Source organism: Pseudoprimorskyibacter insulae, assembly GCF_900302505.1.
In the GTDB taxonomy this organism is placed as follows: Bacteria; Pseudomonadota; Alphaproteobacteria; order Rhodobacterales; family Rhodobacteraceae; genus Pseudoprimorskyibacter; species Pseudoprimorskyibacter insulae.
Window position 1 is genome coordinate 226885 of record NZ_OMOJ01000005.1, and the last position, 16579, is coordinate 243463.

Annotated in this window: 15 protein-coding genes; 5 read left to right on the forward strand and 10 right to left on the reverse strand. The window is 62.1% G+C overall.

The features are described from left to right. Positions 1-39 precede the first annotated feature (39 nt). Positions 40-225, reverse strand: coding sequence for a hypothetical protein (locus tag PRI8871_RS13375; RefSeq protein WP_108886730.1), 186 nt, complete (start codon positions 223-225; stop codon positions 40-42). A 42-nt stretch (positions 226-267) separates the two neighbouring features. Between PRI8871_RS13375 and PRI8871_RS13380 the strand changes: the two genes are divergently transcribed. Further along, the gene (locus PRI8871_RS13380) at positions 268-969 is read left to right on the forward strand and encodes a TspO-related membrane protein (RefSeq protein ID WP_108886731.1); all 702 of its coding nucleotides are present in this window, start codon (positions 268-270) and stop codon (positions 967-969) included. Positions 970-1045: 76 nt separating this feature from the next. Here PRI8871_RS13380 and der read toward each other — a convergent pair whose 3' ends face one another. The 3 genes from der to PRI8871_RS13395 all read right to left on the reverse strand — a co-directional run bounded on the left by der (position 1046) and on the right by PRI8871_RS13395 (position 4606). Next, a complete protein-coding gene (der, locus tag PRI8871_RS13385) occupies positions 1046-2500 on the reverse strand; it encodes a ribosome biogenesis GTPase Der (RefSeq protein ID WP_108886732.1) in 1455 nt (484 codons plus the stop codon). A gap of 84 nt (positions 2501-2584) precedes the next feature. Continuing rightward, positions 2585-3919: a PQQ-like beta-propeller repeat protein gene (locus tag PRI8871_RS13390; RefSeq protein ID WP_108886733.1), complete on the reverse strand. Its 1335-nt coding sequence runs from the start codon at positions 3917-3919 to the stop codon at positions 2585-2587. Positions 3920-3949: 30 nt separating this feature from the next. After that, positions 3950-4606 carry a tetratricopeptide repeat protein gene (locus PRI8871_RS13395; protein WP_108886734.1) on the reverse strand — a complete coding sequence of 219 codons (657 nt, stop codon included), beginning with the start codon at positions 4604-4606 and terminating at the stop codon, positions 3950-3952. A 283-nt stretch (positions 4607-4889) separates the two neighbouring features. Here PRI8871_RS13395 and PRI8871_RS13400 point away from each other — a divergent pair, with 283 nt between their 5' ends. Then, complete coding sequence (locus tag PRI8871_RS13400; RefSeq protein ID WP_108886735.1) at positions 4890-6194, forward strand: efflux RND transporter periplasmic adaptor subunit; 1305 nt, start codon at positions 4890-4892, stop codon at positions 6192-6194. Beyond that, positions 6191-9880: an efflux RND transporter permease subunit gene (locus PRI8871_RS13405; RefSeq protein ID WP_108886736.1), complete on the forward strand. Its 3690-nt coding sequence runs from the start codon at positions 6191-6193 to the stop codon at positions 9878-9880. The genes PRI8871_RS13400 and PRI8871_RS13405 overlap by 4 nt, the downstream gene beginning before the upstream one ends. 357 nt (positions 9881-10237) lie before the next feature. Here the strand turns inward: PRI8871_RS13405 and PRI8871_RS13415 are convergent, their stop codons facing one another. Next, positions 10238-12043, reverse strand: coding sequence for an ABCB family ABC transporter ATP-binding protein/permease (locus PRI8871_RS13415; RefSeq protein ID WP_245897869.1), 1806 nt, complete (start codon positions 12041-12043; stop codon positions 10238-10240). Between the two features lie 78 nt (positions 12044-12121). Between PRI8871_RS13415 and PRI8871_RS13420 the strand changes: the two genes are divergently transcribed. After that, positions 12122-12472: an ArsR/SmtB family transcription factor gene (locus PRI8871_RS13420; protein WP_181389466.1), complete on the forward strand. Its 351-nt coding sequence runs from the start codon at positions 12122-12124 to the stop codon at positions 12470-12472. On the opposite strand, the gene PRI8871_RS13425 is transcribed toward PRI8871_RS13420, so the two are convergent. Then, positions 12448-13983 (reverse strand): LysM peptidoglycan-binding domain-containing protein, encoded by a 1536-nt coding sequence (locus PRI8871_RS13425; protein ID WP_245897870.1) that lies wholly within the window; start codon positions 13981-13983, stop codon positions 12448-12450. The genes PRI8871_RS13420 and PRI8871_RS13425 overlap by 25 nt on opposite strands. Positions 13984-14275: 292 nt before the next feature. On the opposite strand from PRI8871_RS13425, the gene PRI8871_RS13430 reads away from it, so the two are divergent. Next, positions 14276-14827 (forward strand): LOG family protein, encoded by a 552-nt coding sequence (locus PRI8871_RS13430; RefSeq protein ID WP_108886740.1) that lies wholly within the window; start codon positions 14276-14278, stop codon positions 14825-14827. Here PRI8871_RS13430 and PRI8871_RS20185 read toward each other — a convergent pair. Genes PRI8871_RS20185 through PRI8871_RS13440 form a run of 4 tightly spaced genes read right to left on the reverse strand, consistent with a single transcriptional unit; the run spans position 14770 to position 16566 of the window. Continuing rightward, positions 14770-14985 (reverse strand): EamA family transporter, encoded by a 216-nt coding sequence (locus PRI8871_RS20185; protein WP_306418457.1) that lies wholly within the window; start codon positions 14983-14985, stop codon positions 14770-14772. The genes PRI8871_RS13430 and PRI8871_RS20185 overlap by 58 nt on opposite strands. Positions 14986-14988: 3 nt before the next feature. Then, a complete protein-coding gene (locus PRI8871_RS20190; protein WP_306418458.1) occupies positions 14989-15309 on the reverse strand; it encodes an EamA family transporter in 321 nt (106 codons plus the stop codon). Continuing rightward, complete coding sequence (locus tag PRI8871_RS20195) at positions 15261-15674, reverse strand: EamA family transporter (protein WP_306418459.1); 414 nt, start codon at positions 15672-15674, stop codon at positions 15261-15263. The genes PRI8871_RS20190 and PRI8871_RS20195 overlap by 49 nt, the downstream gene beginning before the upstream one ends. A 22-nt stretch (positions 15675-15696) precedes the next feature. After that, entirely contained in the window at positions 15697-16566 is an 870-nt protein-coding gene (locus PRI8871_RS13440; protein WP_219929024.1) for a metallophosphoesterase, read from the reverse strand. Positions 16567-16579: the final 13 nt, after the last annotated feature.

Genomic DNA, 16579 nt, shown 5'->3' on the forward strand with positions numbered 1-16579 from the left:
TTCCCCCGCGCGGCACTGCCTCGCGGGGATTTCTTTGCCTCATTCTTGACCCGTGCCGGATCGCAGCACGCCAGAAATCAGCGTCGCGCGGATTGCCGCACCACTATCTGCCCCTTTGGTGCTTGATTCATCCCGCTCAAGGCTTTGATTATGCCTGAGCCTTTCGTTGAACCAATCCGCCGCACCGCACGTTGACCCATAGCCGAACAGATTTGCCAGCCCCATGATCCGCCCGTCCCAGACCCCTTCCCGCGCCGAGGCCCAAGAATGAATAAACTCCTATCGGGCCTAGTGTTGATCGCCGCGATCGCCTTTGCCGCCTCGCCGATCTTTTCGACAGGGTTCAGCGGGTTCACCGCCGATCAATTCCCGGTGCCGCAAGAAAACCCGCCGGTGCAGCCTGCGGGCTATGCCTTTGCGATCTGGGGTCTGATATATCTGTGGCTGATCGCCGGGGCCGCCTTTGGGCTGATCAAACGGGGCGATGATCCCGATTGGCAGCCGATGCGCCTGCCCTTGCTGGTCAGTCTGGGCGTCGGCATCACATGGATTCCGGTCGCCAATCTTAGCCCGGTTGCGGCGACGGTGTTGATCTGGCTGATGCTGGGCTCGGCCCTCTTTAGCCTGTTCAAGGTCGGCGACACTGACCGTTGGTGGCAATTGTCGCCGGTAGCGGTCTATGCCGGCTGGCTAACGGCGGCCAGTTCGGTGTCCATTGGCCTTCTGTTGGGCGGGTACGGTTATCTGAATGGCACGCTGTCGGCGCTGGTTGGCCTTGGTATTGCGCTGGCGATTGCGATGGTCGTGCAATACCGCCTGCACCGCGCGCCGCTATATGGGGTCACCGTGATCTGGGCGCTGGTCGGGGTGATCGTTGCCAATTGGCAGCCGTTCAACGTGGCGGTGGCAGGGCTTGCCGGGGTCGGGATCTTTGCCATTCTGGCGCTGCGCGGCACCGATACCGAATGACGCCGTAGGGTGGGTTTTCAACCCACCGCCCCATCGGCCCAAAACAAAAACGCCGCCTCAACCGGGCGGCGTTTTCTTATTTCTTGTGGCCTTTTCCAAGGTGCTTGGTCAGCGCCCCGGCATTGGTCTTGCGACGCCCCTTAAAGGGGTTCTTGTCGCTATTGCCGCGCATCGTCAGGCGGATCGGCGTGCCGGGCATGTCAAAGTCGGCGCGCAAGCCATTCACCAGATAACGCGAATAGGCCTCGGGCAGTTTGTCGGGGTGCGAACACATAACCACGAATCCCGGTGGGCGGGTCTTGGCTTGGGTCATGTAGCGCAGCTTGATCCGCTTGCCGTTCGGCGCGGGCGGCGGGTGCTGTTCCAGCATCCCAATCAACCAACGGTTCAACTGCGCGGTCGGCACACGGCGGTTCCAGACGTCATAGGCCTTGAGGATCGCGTCATGCAACTTATCAAGGTTCTTGCCCGTCTTGGCCGAGACCATGATCAGCGGCGCGCCACGAAGCTGCGGCAGCAAGCGTTCAAAGGACTCGCGCAGCGCCTTTGCCTTGTCGTTCTTTTCTTCTTCGATGTCCCACTTGTTCACCGCCACCACAACGGCGCGGCCTTCACGTTCAGCCAGATCGGCGATGCGCAGATCCTGCTGTTCGAACGGGATAGCGGCATCAAGCAGAACCACCACGACCTCGGCAAACTTGACCGCGCGCAGACCGTCCGAGACCGACAGTTTTTCCAGCTTTTCCTGCACCTTGGCGCGTTTGCGCATCCCGGCGGTGTCAAAGATGCGGACGGGCGTGCCGTCCCATTCGGTCCGAACCGAGATCGAATCGCGGGTGATCCCGGCCTCGGGGCCTGTCAGAAGGCGGTCCTCGCCCAAGATCTTGTTGATCAGCGTGGATTTGCCCGCGTTCGGGCGGCCCACCACGGCGATTTGCAACGGCTTGGCAGCGGTGGGAACGGGAACCGCGTCCTCATCTTCATCGCCGACATCGGCCTCAATCTCGGGGGCTTCGGCGGCGGCACGTTCGGCATATTCATCGGCCAGCGGCATCAGCGCCAGATAGAGATCGTGCATGCCTTCGCCATGTTCGGCGGACAGGCGCACAGGTTCCCCCAGCCCAAGCGAGAAGGATTCCAAATACCCCGCCTCGCCCGCGTGGCCTTCGGATTTGTTCGCCGCCAGAAAGACGTTCTTGGCCCGCTTGCGCAGGATCTCGGCGAACATTTCGTCCAGCGGCGTCACGCCTGCACGGGCGTCGATCATGAACAGACAAATGTCGGCCATGTCCACAGCGCGTTCCGTAAGGCGGCGCATCCGGCCTTGCAGGGATTCGTCGGTGGCCTCTTCCAGACCAGCGGTGTCGATGACGGTAAAGCGCAGATCGCCAAGACGCCCTTCGCCTTCACGCAAGTCGCGCGTCACCCCCGGCTGGTCATCGACCAGCGCGAGTTTCTTGCCGACAAGGCGGTTGAACAGCGTGGACTTGCCCACATTGGGCCGCCCCACGATGGCGATAGAGAACGTCATATCAGTCTCCGAACGGGATCAAGCCGCCCAGATACAAGATTTCACCGCCGCATGAAAGGGGGCATTACGCTGCCCCACAATGGCTTAGCGGAAGGCGTGCAAAACGCCCTTGGACGAGACCACATAAAGCGTGCCATCCACAACGATCGGCGCAGTGGTCGCCCCGCCCGCGATTGGCACGGATGCGGTCAAAGCGCCGGTTTCCGGGTCAAACAGTCGGATCAGCCCATCGGAGGAGGCCACGACAACACGCCCGCCCGCCACAATCGGCCCCAGATTGGTATAGCTGGTTTCGCGGCGCGCATGTGGGCGGCGCTTGGGCACATAGCCCGGCAGATCCGTCGACCACAGCGTCGCGCCGGTTTTGGCGTCCATTCGGACCAGCTCATTCAGATCGGTGACCATGTAGATCGAATCGCCTGCGGGCCATGCCGGGCCTGCGGCACCATGATTGGCTGTCCAGATCCGTTCGCCGTTGGCCGCATCGAATGCGGCCGAGCGGCCCGCGAAGTTGCCCGCATAGACCACATCGCCCACCACGACCGGATCGCCGGTGATGTCATCGACCACAGACAAGGCGCGACCAGTCCGTTCCCCCGCCAGCGACGAGGTCCAAAGCGTCAGGCCGCCCCGGCGGAAGGCCGCCTGAACATCGGCTGACCCGAATGAGAAATAGACGCGCTGGTCGGTGATCGCAGGCGATGCGCCCCCTGCCACGTTATGCACATCGGCCACGCCGTCGATCTGCCAGCGGACACGGCCATCCTTGGCCTCGATCGCCCAAGCGGTCGTGTCGCCTGCCACCAGATAGACCAGACCGTCGTAATAGGCCGGGGCCCCGGTGCCGGTTGCGCCCAGATCCTGTTGCCAGATCTGCTGGCCCGTGGCCGGGTCCAGTGCGGTGACGGTGCCAAAGGCCGAGGTGACAAACAGTTTGCCATCGCCAATCGCCAGACCGCCGCCCGCGGTATCATCAGACCGGTCGCGCACCGGAGTCAGGTCGGCCTGCCAAAGCGTTTCGCCATTGGTGGCCGTCGCGGTGACCGTCGCGGCGCTGTCCATGGTGAAGATGCGCCCGTTTGAGGCCACCGGATCTGCAATCAGACGCGCCCGGCGTTTGTCGCCCTGCCCGATATTCGCCGCCCAGATCTGGGTCGGCTGCACCGACAGCATCGGATGGGCCACACGGGTCGTCGGGGTCACGTGGCTTTGAAGCCAAGCGCCATTGCGCTGCGCCGGGGCCAGACCAGCCGCACGGGGGCCAATCGCCTCGGCCGACATGGGCGGCACCTGTTCGGGCTGTTGACCCAGAACTTCGCGCAGGCCTTCACGCTGGCCCGGTAGGATCAGGTCATCCTTTTCGCACGCGGTCAGTGCGACCAAAGCGGCCAGTGCGGCTAGGCGGATGGTAGTCTGCATGGCGTCCCCCCGGTTCGGTGCAGTCGCGGCTTAACCCTGTTCGGGTGTGCCACCAAGTGCAACAATCAACTGTGTCACGCGGCGACGCAACCCATTGGAAACCTCAGCATCTGCAAGAATGGCTTGCAAGCGGGTGATTGCCGCCTCGCCGTTGCCTGCTTCGATCTCAATCAGGGCCAATTGTTCCTCGGCCAACAGGCGCAGCGCCGATCCGGGCGCGGCCAGCGCCTCCAGCTCAATCCGGCGTTCGTCAACCGTCAGGGCGTCGCCCGCGCGGGACAGAGCCTTATAGTTGGCGATCTGGCGATAGATCTTCGGCGCATCGGGCGAGGCCGCGATCTGGCGCAGGGTCGCAACCGCCGTTTCGTTCTGATCATTCGACGCCTGTTCCGAGGCGACCAACATATCCAAAACCGCCTGACCGCCCGCATTCGGGGCCGACAAAGCATCAAGCGCCGCGATCCGCTCTTGCGGTTCCTTGCCGGTCAAGGCGTCAAGAATGGAATCGCCAAAGGCCTGCGCAGCGGCGGCATCGCGGGCTTGGCTGTATTCGCGCCACGCCGTTCCGCCGACGATCACCAGAACCACAACGCCCCCGATCCAGCCGTATTTGCGCAACTTCTGGAACAACCGGTCACGGCGGACTTCTTCGGTTACTTCGTCGATGAAACTGTCGGTATCGCTCACGCCGCTCTCCGGGATATTGATTTCAGCCTGTCATATCGTGACCATCCAAGGCTGCCAAGGCGTGATCTTTAGGCGACAGCTGTCAGAATGCGTCACCAGAGCGCACATTTTCCCAAACTAAACGATCCAGTTTACCTTGAATGACGTAAACTGGATGCCTATTAACTGAACCAATCAGTTCACCGCCCCGGTCAAAACACGCCGATGCCATATTCAAAGCGCCTCGGACAGCTAACGGGACAGCGGACCCATAACGGGACAGACAAGGAATAAAGGGTTAACGATGCGCATCATTCCGGTGATTACCGCCATTCTGGTTGCAGCGCTGCTGTACGGGTTGATTATTGAGCGCGACAAGGTTCTGACCTTCGCCAAAGAGCTCAGCCCGGTTCAGACCGAAGGTGCCGATGCCCCCGACACCCCCGTGGCCGAGGTGGCCCCCCCCGCCGAAGCACCTGCCATCGACGGCGTGCGCGTCTTTGCTGTCCATTCCGAGGCGCAGGAGATCGACAGCGCGGTTGTTCTGCGCGGCGAAACCGAAGCCATGCGTCAGGTTGATGTACAGGCCGAAACCTCGGGCAGCGTGATTTCCGACCCGATCCGCCGCGGCTCGTTCGTTGAGGCCGGTCAGGTGCTGTGTCAGATCGACCCCGGCACCCGCACCGCCACCTTGGACGAAGTGCTGGCCCGTCTGGCCGAAGCCGAGGCGCAGCGCCCGCAGTTTGAAGCCCGCATCCCCGAGGCGCAGGCCCAACTTGCCGGAGCGAGCGCGGCTTTGGAAGAAGCGCAGATCAACGCCAACGCGGCCAAGCAACTGTCAGCAGATGGCTATGCCAGTGAAACCCGCGTCAAGGCCACCCAAGCCGCCGTGCGCAGCGCCGAAGCCAGTGTCAGCAGCGCCGAGGCCGGTTTGAAATCGGCCGCCGCCGGTCTGGATAGCCTTGAGGCCAGCATTCAAAGCGCCCGCGCCGCCGTGCTGCGGGCCGAAACCGATATCGAACGTCTGACCATCCGCGCGCCTTTCGCGGGCGTTCTGGAAAGCGACACCGCCGAACTGGGCAGCCTGCTGCAAAGCGGTATGGGCAGCGCAACCTGCGCCACGATCATCCAGCTCGACCCGATCAAGCTGGTGGGCTACGTGCCGGAAACCGAAATTGGCCGCGTCACCCTTGGTGCCCGCGCCGGGGCGCGGATGACCGATGGGACGACCGTTGTGGGTGATGTGACCTTCGTGTCGCGCAGCGCCGATCCCCTGACCCGCACCTTCCGCGTCGATATCACCGTGGACAATTCCGATCTGGCCATTCGTGACGGCCAAACCGCCGAAATCGCCATCGCCGCCGCCGGTGCCAAGGCGCATCTGCTGCCGCAGTCGTCCCTGACGCTGAACGACGAAGGCGAATTGGGTGTGCGGACGCTTGAGGCCAACAACACGGTGAAATTCATCCCTGTCAACCTTCTGCGCGACACGCGTCAGGGGGTGTTCGTGTCGGGCTTGCCCGACCGGGTCAATATCATCACCGTGGGCCAGGAATATGTGATCGACGGCGTGACCGTCGCCCCGACCTATGAGGAGGTCACACAATGACCGGAATAGTCGATTGGGCCGCCGAACGCGCGCGGATGGTCCTGGCATTCATTGTATTGTCGATTGCCGTTGGCTGGGTCGCCTATACCGGCCTGCCCAAAGAAGGAGAGCCGGATATCGAAATTCCGGCTCTGTTCGTTTCAGTGCCCTTCCCCGGCATTTCGGCCAGCGATTCCGAAACGCTGCTGGTCAAACCGATGGAAACCGAACTGGCCGATATCGACGGGCTGAAGACCATGTCTTCGACCGCCGCCGAAAACTACGCCGGTGTTGCGCTTGAGTTCGAATTTGGCTGGGACAAAACCAAGGTCATGGCCGATGTGCGGGACGCCATGACCAAGGCCGAAGGCCAGTTCCCCGATGGCGCTGATCAGTATTCGATCAACGAAATCAACTTCTCGGAATTCCCGATCATCATCGTCAACCTGTCCGGCCCTGTGCCGGAACGGACCATGGCGCGGGTGGCCAAAGACCTACAGGACAAGCTGGAATCGCTGGATGCGATCCTAGAGGCAGGCATCGCAGGCAACCGCGATGAAATGCTTGAGGTGGTGATCGATCCGCTGCGGCTTGAATCCTACAACGTCACCGCGGGCGAGCTGATCAATGTTGTGCGCAACAACAACCAGTTGATCGCGGCGGGCGAAGTGGAATCGAGCCAAGGTTCGTTCAGCGTCAAGATCCCCTCGTCCTTTGACGATCCGCAAGACGTCTATAACCTGCCGGTCAAAACCAACGGCGACCGCGTGGTCACGCTGGGCGATCTGGCCACGATCAACCTGACCTTCGAAGACCGCACCGGCACCGCACGCTTCAACGGTGAAAACACCGTTGCCCTGCAAGTGGTCAAGCGCAAAGGCTTTAACGTCATCGACACAGCCGAACTGGTCCGCGCAACCGTGCAAGAAGCCGAGGCCGAATGGCCCGCCGAACTGCGTGCCGTGGTCAATGTGGGCGCGTCCAACGACCAGTCGAAACAGGTCGCCTCGATGGTGGAACAGCTTCAGGGCTCGGTTCTGACGGCCATCGCACTGGTGATGATCGTGGTTCTGGCCTCACTGGGCCTGCGGCCTGCGCTGCTGGTGGGCTTTGCGATTCCGACCTCGTTCCTGCTGTGTTTTGCCTTCCTTGCGCTGATGGGCGTGTCCATTTCCAACATCGTCATGTTCGGCCTGATCTTGGCCGTGGGGATGCTGGTGGACGGGGCCATCGTTGTTGTGGAATACGCCGACAAGCGCATCTCTGAAGGCTCTGGCCCGATGCACGCCTATGTTGAGGCCGCCAAGCGGATGTTCTGGCCGGTCGTGTCCTCGACCGCGACGACGCTTTGCGCCTTCCTGCCGATGCTGTTCTGGCCGGGCGTTCCGGGCCAGTTCATGGGCATGCTGCCGGTCACACTGATCTTCGTTCTGTCCGCATCGCTTCTGGTTGCGCTGGTCTATTTGCCGGTGATGGGCGGGGTCTCGGGGCGGTTTTCCCGCATTCTGGACCGTGCCACCGCACGGCTGCGCGCCCGCACCCCTTGGCTGGTCCGTCTGGCCTTAGCGGGCGTTGCGCTGGTTGGGCTTTATGTCGGCGCGATGATGCTGCTGAACCCCAACTTCCTGTTCGTGAACCCGGCATCTGGCCTTGGGGCCTTCCTGCCCGGCGTTGTGGTGTTCCTGCTGTTTTCGGTCATGGCCTCGATTGTGCTTGATTCCGTCAAGATCCAGCGCCGCCGCGATCACATCGACACCCGCAACCGCCGCACTCTGTTCGGCTGGGTGATCTATCTTATCGCAGGCAACCCGATCATGCCGATCGTCACCGTTGCCGCCGTCATCGCCTTTGTCGGGACCGTCTTTGTGACCTTCCAAAGCAACAACAACGGCGTCGACTTCTTTGTTGAGACCGAACCGGAACAGGCCATTGTCTATGTCCGCGCGCGCGGCAACCTCAGCCTTGAGGAAAAAAACGCGCTGGTACAGCGGGCCGAGGAAATCGTGCTGGCCCATCCCGGCATCGACAATGCCTTTGCCTTTGCCGGTGAAGGCGGGCTTGGCAACAACACCGGCGGCGCGCAGCCGCCCAAGGACACCATCGGCCAAATCCAGATCGAAACCATCGCTTGGGAAGACCGCAAGGACGACCCGGCGCTGGACGGCGATGTTGTGCTGGCCGATCTGACCCGCAGTCTGGAACAGATCCCCGGCATCAAGATCGAGATCCTGAACCTTGCCATGGGCCCCGCCAATGGCAAGCCGGTGCACCTGCGCCTGAAGGGCAACAACTGGGATGCCCTGCTGGCCGCGACAGATGCCGCGCGCCAGAAGTTCGAAGACACCCCCGGCCTGACCCTGATTGAAGACACCCGCCCCCTGCCCGGCATCGACTGGCAGATCGACGTGGATGTCGAAAAGGCGGGCCGGTACGGGGCGGACGTGGCCACCGTTGGCGCCATGGTGCAGCTGGTCACGCGCGGCATTTTGCTCGATACAATGCGGGTCGACAGCTCGGACGAGGAAATTGAAATCCGCGTCCGCCTGCCCGAAGAATACCGCGTCCTCAGCACGCTTGATACGCTCAAGCTGCGCACCGCCGATGGGCTGGTGCCGCTGGCCAACTTCGTCACCCGCGAACCCGTCGCCAAACTGGCCGAAATCAACCGCGTGGACCAAAGCCGTTATTTCGACGTCAAAGCCGATTTCCTTCCGGGGCTGATCAGCTTTGTGAAAGGCGCAGGCGAAGCGGCTGAAATCGTTGGCTATGGCCATGCCGAGCAGACCGGCGACCAAGCGGCCTTTACCCTGAACGCCAAGACCTATGGCGTGGCCCCCGCCGATCTGGCCGCTCTTCAAGCCGAAGACGGTCTGCGGGCCGTGCCGGTCAATGGCAACGAACGGATCGCGCTGCTGACCCAGTGGTTGAACACCAGCCCCCTGCCCTCGGATATCGCGTGGGAATGGACCGGCGACCAAGAGGATCAGGCCGAAAGCCAGGCCTTCCTTGGCCAAGCCTTCCTTGGGGCGCTGTTCTTGATGTTCATCATCCTGCTGGCGCAGTTCAACAGCTTCTATAACTCGCTGCTGGTTCTGCTGGCGGTGGTCCTGTCGACCACCGGCGTTCTGATCGGGATGATGGTCATGGGCCAAAGCTTCTCGGTCATTATGACGGGCACCGGGATCGTGGCCTTGGCCGGGATCGTGGTGAACAACAACATCGTTCTGATCGACACCTATCAGGAATATTCACAATACATGCCGCGCGTCGAAGCCATCGTCCGCACCGCCGAAAGCCGCATCCGTCCGGTGCTGTTGACGACGATCACCACGATGGCGGGTCTTGCGCCGATGATGTTTGGCCTCAGCCTCGATTTCTTTGGCGGCGGCTACACCATCGACAGCCCGACCGCCCTGTGGTGGAAACAGCTGGCAACGGCGGTGGTCTTTGGCCTTGGCATCGCGACCGTCCTGACGCTGATCCTGACCCCCGCCATGCTGGCCATGCGGATCTGGTTCATGACCTACGTGGGCCGCATCCTCAGCCTCGTGGCCATCCTGTTCGGCGGACGCGGCAGCCGCATCGCCCGCGACTGGGCCCTGCGCCGCGCGGCCCGCAAGGTCAAATCGCCCGAGATCATCTGGACCGATGACGCCAACGGCGCCGAGCCAAACTCAGGCCCCAGCCATCTACGCGCTGCCGAATAAGCCGCCGAATAAGCGACAAAAAATGACCGCCCCCACAGTCACCTGCGGGGGCGGTTTTCTTTTGCGCAAAGGTCAGCCGTGGCTACAGCCCTTGGCCCCTTTCAACTGCGCTTGCGCCGCTGGAGACAGCGAAACGCTGTCCGCCCCGCGATTTGATGCACCAGCAGGCTCGACCGCTGGAGCCGCAGGGTTGACCCCGGCCGCCGCTGCGATTTTCGCCGCAGGGGTGCTTGCTGAAATGGCGTTTGACATTAAGGCTCCTCTTGCTGAAACGGACAGCCCCCGGCACGTTTCCGTGACCGGGGGCAATGCCCTTATCCAAGGGAACGGAGCAATTCAGGCGATGTTTACATCGCGCTAGGCTGCATCCTCCTCCGCCTGTTGGCGGGTCCAGAGGTGGTGGTATCGGCCTTTGGCGGCCAATAGCGCCTCGTGCGTGCCTTCTTCGACCACATGGCCGTCTTGCAGCACGACGATCCGGTCGGCGTCGGCGATGGTGCTTAGGCGGTGGGCGATGGTGATGACGGTGCGCCCCTCGCCCGCGCGGGCCAGTGCGTCTTGGATCGAGGCTTCGGTATCGGTATCGAGCGCCGAGGTCGCCTCATCCAGCAGAAGGATCGGCGGGTTCTTCAGCAAGGTCCGGGCGATGCCCACGCGCTGCTTTTCGCCGCCCGACAGTTTCAGCCCGCGTTCGCCTACCATGGTGTCATAGCCTTCGGGCAAGGACTGAATGAAGTCATGGATCTGGGCAGAGCGCGCGGCCTCTTCGATCTCGGCCTGAGAGGCGCCATCGCGGCCATAGGCGATGTTGTAGCGGATCGTGTCGTTGAACAGCACCGTGTCCTGCGGCACCACCCCGATGGAGGCATGCAGGCTGGTTTGCGTCACATCGCGCACGTCCTGACCGTCGATCAGCACCGCGCCATCCTGCACATCGTAGAACCGGAACAGCAGCCGCCCGATGGTCGACTTGCCCGACCCGGACGGGCCAACCAGCGCGATGTTCTGACCGGCAGGGACATGGACCGACACGCCCTTCAGGATCGGACGCTCGGCCTCATAGCCGAAGGCGACATTGCGCAGCTCAACCTCGCCCTTGCGGACCTCAAGGGCCTTCGCGCCGGGCTTGTCCGAAATCTCGGCGGGTTGGTCCAGCAGGTTGAACATTTCGCCCATGTCCACAAGGCTTTGACGGATTTCGCGATAAACCGAACCAAGGAAGTTCAGCGGCATGGTGATCTGGATCATATAGGCGTTGACCATGACGAAATCGCCCACGGTCAAGGTGCCGTTCTCAACGCCCATGGCTGCCATGGCCATTACGATCACAAGACCCGTCGTGATGATAAAGGACTGCCCGGCATTAAGGAACGCCAGCGAGGTGCCGGTTTTCACCGCCGCCGCCTCATAATTGGCCATGGATGTATCGTAGCGCTTGGCCTCACGTGCCTCAGCGCCGAAGTATTTGACCGTCTCAAAGTTCAACAGACTGTCGATGGCCTTTTGATTGGCATCGGTGTCTTGTCTGTTCATCTCGCGGCGCAGTTTCACCCGCCACTCGGTCACGGCAAAGGTAAACCAGACGTAAATGGCGATGGTGACGACCACCACGATCATATACCAAATGTCGAACAAATAGGCCAAGACCACCGAGGTCAGGATCAGGCTCAGGAACAGCGGCCCGATGCTGAACAGCATAAAGCGCAGCAGGAAATCCACGCCCTTCACACCACGCTCAACGATCCGGCTTAGGCCCCCGGTCTTGCGCGAGATATGGTAGCGCATCGACAGGCGGTGAATATGGCGGAAGGTTTCCAGCGCCAGTTTGCGCAGCGCCCGCTGGCCCACCTTGGCAAAGACCGCATCGCGCCCTTGGTTCATCGCCACGGTCATGAACCGCGCCATACCATAGGCCACAGTCAGGCCAATCGCTCCAAGCGCCATCGCAGGCACATCGCCATCCAGCGCGTCGACGGCCTTTTTGTACAGGATCGGCGTGTAGATCTCGACCACGCGGGCCAGAAATAGAAAGGCCATGGCGATGACCACACGCCGCTTCACCCAGCCTTCACCTTCGGGCCAAAGATAGGGCCAGACCCGACGAATGATGCCCCAACTGTTTTCGGGCATATCGGTGGTGGTTATGGTGCGATGTCTGCTCATAATGGCCTCAGATTGCTGGCTTGCCGTATGCGGGCTTGGGCGCTAAAAACATTTCAACGATGCTTGAATAGTAGAGCCATGGAACAGAGTCGAGTCCTTGCCGCGCTTTCCGCGATGGCCCATGACAAACGCCTTGAGATCGTGCGGCTTCTGGCCTCGCACGCGCCGGTTGGTCTGCATGCAGGCGACATCGCGGCGCAAACGGGTTTGGGGGCCTCGGCCCTGTCGTTTCACCTAACGGCCCTCACCGATGCGGCGCTGGTCAAGCCTAGCCGCGAAGGGCGGCACATCCGGTATCGGCTGTGCCTTGGCCATGTGGGCGCGGTGTTTGCCTATCTGCTGAACGATTGCTGCGGCGCGGCCCCGGAAATCCGGGACCGGTGCCTGCATCACGGCTGCGCCGATCAATCGGGGATCGCAAAGACCTGACCGGGATAGATCAGATCGGGATTGCGGATCTGATCTTTGTTGGCTTCAAACACTTTCACGTAAAGAACGCCTTCGCCATAGCGGTCCCGCGCGATGGCCCACAGCGTATTGCCCGGCTGAACCGTCAACGCCTTGACCGGAGCGCTGGCCACAGCGGAATCCGCCGCCGCAATTTGTGCCGGATCTTCGCGTTTGAACGGGCTTTCCACGCGGGATGTCACGGCCCCGCCCGCATCGACCTGATCGACGCGCAGGGTGAAAACGCCGGTGTCCACTTCGGGCAGATCCGCGCGCCAGCTTCCGTCGGCTGCGATCCGCGACGTGGTGACAGGTTTGTTGTCCAAGTAGACGCGCACAAACCCTTCGGTGCTGCCGCGTCCGCTTAAGGCGACCTCGCCCTCATCGTCATAGGCTATGGTGTCCAGCGCGATCGACGACACCACAGAAGGCGCGGCCCCGCCTTGGATCACCTTCACCCCGTCGCGGTTGGCAAGGATGACCGTCGGCAATGCAGGTTCCTGCGCGGGCTCGGGCGCGGCTGTCGGGGCCTTGGCGACCGATGCCACCTGTTCGCCGCCCGCGGGCGGGGTGACGGCATTGGGGGTGTCTTGGCTGGCTTGCGGCTTGGCCCCTGCCAGATCGACCGAAGGCTGCGGCGCGGCGGTTGCCGCCTCAGCCAAAGCGGCGGCAGGTTTTTGCGTCTGCGGGGCCTCGGCGGTTTCCGCCGCCGGGGCGACGGGCGTGTCTTGGGCGGAAGGTTCTGCCGGTGCGGCAGCAACTTCCGTCGTGGGCGCTTGCGGCGCTTCTGCCGGGGCCTCAGCGACGGTGTCTTCGGCGGGCGCTTCTTCGGTGGCCGGGGCGTCGGCAACCGGCTCAGCCGCTGGGGGTTCAACCGCGGCCACTTCGGCAACGGGGTCTTCCGCAGGGGTTTCCGCAACAGCGGTCTCTGTCGCAGGTTCTTCAACCGGCGCCTTGGCAACTGGTTCAGAAACCAGCTCCTCAGCTGCGGGGGCCGGTGTGGCGGCAAGGATCACCTGATCTTCGGAATCGATCGTGTCATCCCCTGCAAACATCCGCAGGGTCAGAATGCGCGGCGCGGCACTGCTGCCAAGCTCTAGAAAGCTGACGAACCGGCCACTGTTGTCCGCCTCGGTCGACGACTGTTCCGCGCCGTCCAGCAAAATCGCCACGCGGGCGCCCGATGCAGCCGACCCGGCGACCAGCGTCGCGCCATTGGGTTCCAACCGGACCACGTCAAAACTGGGCGGTTTGGGCAGATAGGCAGGCACCTCCGCCGGGGCGGGTTTGGCCGTGGCTACCGGCGCAGGTTCGGCCTTGGCCGCAGGCTCTGGCGCGGCCACAACGGGCGTGACCGACGCGTCTTGCACGGCGGTCTGATCCTTGGGGCCAAAGGTGCCGGACACATAAAGCCCAGCCACCACAGCCCCCGCCACTGCGACGCCTGCAACAACAATACCGTTCGATCCGGCCAAGCCAGCGAGTTTGCTCATTCTTTGTTCACATCCCTTGGCACGCCGCATTCAGAATGCGGCAGCCACCCCCATAGACAGCAGACAGTCAGATGACTGTGTATAACAACAGCCCCTAGTTCGGTCAAAACGGCAAATCACCCCCGTTTTTCATTCAGATGTGGCAAATTTAGCAGTTGTGGCCGCATAAGCGCAACTTTTTGGGTGCTTGGACTAAAGTCGCGACCCTCGTGGCAATACCGCGCATCCGGTGGCCATGGCCCCCGCAAAGGCTTACCGCTAGGGTGTGGCCGACCAACAAACGGACAGTCCCATGACCAAACATTCGATCTGCGTCTATTGCGGCGCACGACCCGGCAACGACCCGATCTACATGGAAACCGCCGCCGAAATGGGCCAAGCCATCGCCGCCGAACAATGGCGTCTGGTCTATGGCGCGGGCGATGTGGGGCTGATGGGCGGCGTGGCACGGGCCGCGCAATCAGCCGGGGCCGAGACCTTTGGCGTGATCCCCCAGCACCTTCTGGATTGGGAGGTCGGCAAACGCGACCTGACCCGCTTTGTCGTCACCGAAACCATGCATGAACGTAAGAAAGTCATGGTGATGAACTCTGACGCGATTGTCGTGTTGCCGGGCGGTGCGGGCACGCTGGACGAATTCTTCGAGGTGCTGACATGGCGCCAGTTGGGCCTGCACAACAAGCCGATCGTGCTGATCAATGTCGGCGGCTATTGGGACCCGCTGCGCGCCCTGCTGGCCAATGTCATCGACACCGGCTTTGCCGCCGAGGACACCGCCAGCTACATTCAGTGCATGCCGGATGTGCCAAGCGCGGTCACGTTCTTGCGCCGCGCCCTGTCCTGACGCAGGGCGGCGGCAGAGTAAATCGCCAAGGCCGCCCAGATCAGTCCAAAGGCCACCGCATGCAGCAGGCCAAAGGGTTCGCGGAACACCACAACCGCCAGCAAGAATTGCAGCGTTGGGTTCAGGTATTGCACCAATCCCAGCTTTGCCAAGGTCACGCACTACGAGGCGTAGCTGAACAGCACCAGCGGCAAAGCGGTCAGCAGACCCGACATCGCCAACAGCAAATCGGTTTCACCGTCCCGCCCCCAGGCGCCCTGCCCTTGGGCCTGCGCTATGGCCAGCCACACCACCGCAGGCGGCACCAACAGCAGACATTCTGCCGTGACTGAAACCACCGGATCGGCGGGCAGCCGTTTCTTGATCGGCCCATAAAGCCCGAAGGTCGTCGCCAAAACCAAAGACAGCCACGGGAACAGCCCAAGCCCCAGCATCAGCACGCCAACCGCCACCGTTGCCAGCGCAACCGCCAGCGCTTGCAACGGCTCAGGCCTTCTTTCAGCACGAAGACACCCAGCAGAACCGACACCAGCGGAAAGATGTAATACCCCAGCGACGTTTCGGTGGTGCGGTCATTCTGAATGGCGAAGATGAACAAAAACCAGTTGGCCGAAACCATCAGCGCGGCAATCGCCACCCGGCCCAGCATCGGCGTGTTGCGCAACAGCCGCCACAACGCGGGCAGCTTGCCCTGCATCGCCGTCAGCGCAAAGAAGGTCACGAAAGACCAAAAGGTCCGATGCGCCAAAAGCTGTTCGGCAGGCACCATCGACAGATGTTTGTAATACAGCGGCGACAGCCCCCAAATGGTGCAAGCCGCGACAATCGCAGCAACGCCCGAATTCACTATTTGCGCAGCCCCTCGGTCACTACGAAAGCTCAACCACGGTGATTTCTGGCACCATGCCAAACCGCACCGGATAATCCGAACAGCCGATGCCGCCGGACACGATCAATACCTGCCCCGCATCGCGGTCATAGCGGCCCCAAGAATAGGTCTCGGTCTCGGCGACCATGATGACGGGATGAAACCCGAAGGTGCGGATTTGTCCGCCATGGGTATGCCCCGACAAGGTCACCAGAACGTTGTCAGGCACCTTGGGGAAAATGTCAGGCTCATGCGCCAACAGAACAACCGGCGTGTCTGACGCAACGCCGTTCAGCGCCGCATCCAGATCGTCAAAACCGGGAACCTCTGGATCAAGGCTTTGTGGCCGTTGGTCGGCCAAACCGGCCAGAACAAACGCATCAGCCCCGTCCCGCAACCGGACATTGGCGTTTTCCAAAAGTGGGATTCCATGCTGATCCAGTGCTTTCGCAGCCTCCGGCAAGGTTTTGTTTTTCAGCGACTTTTCGTCCTGCCACCAGTCATGGTTTCCCAACACGGCATAGCAGCCCAAAGGCGCAGTAAAGGCCTTGAGGCGTTCGATGATCTGGAACTTGTCGGTGCCACCCGTGGTAAAGCGGTGGGCCGCGCTATAGTCGCCCAGCAACACTGCCACATCAGGATTTAGCGCATTGGCCCGTCGCACGATCCGGGACACCCGGCGCAGCGGAATATGCGGCGCACCGGCATGAAGATCTGAAATAATGACGATCCGCAGCGGCGCCCGATCCCCCCAACCGGGGTGCCGGACCTGATGGCGCACCACGCGCAAACGCATGGCCGGTTCGATCCAAAAGGCGTAAACCAAAAGGGCCAGCAGCAGCGCTGCCAGCCCAATTGCAAGTATGGCCAAAACTGCCATATCC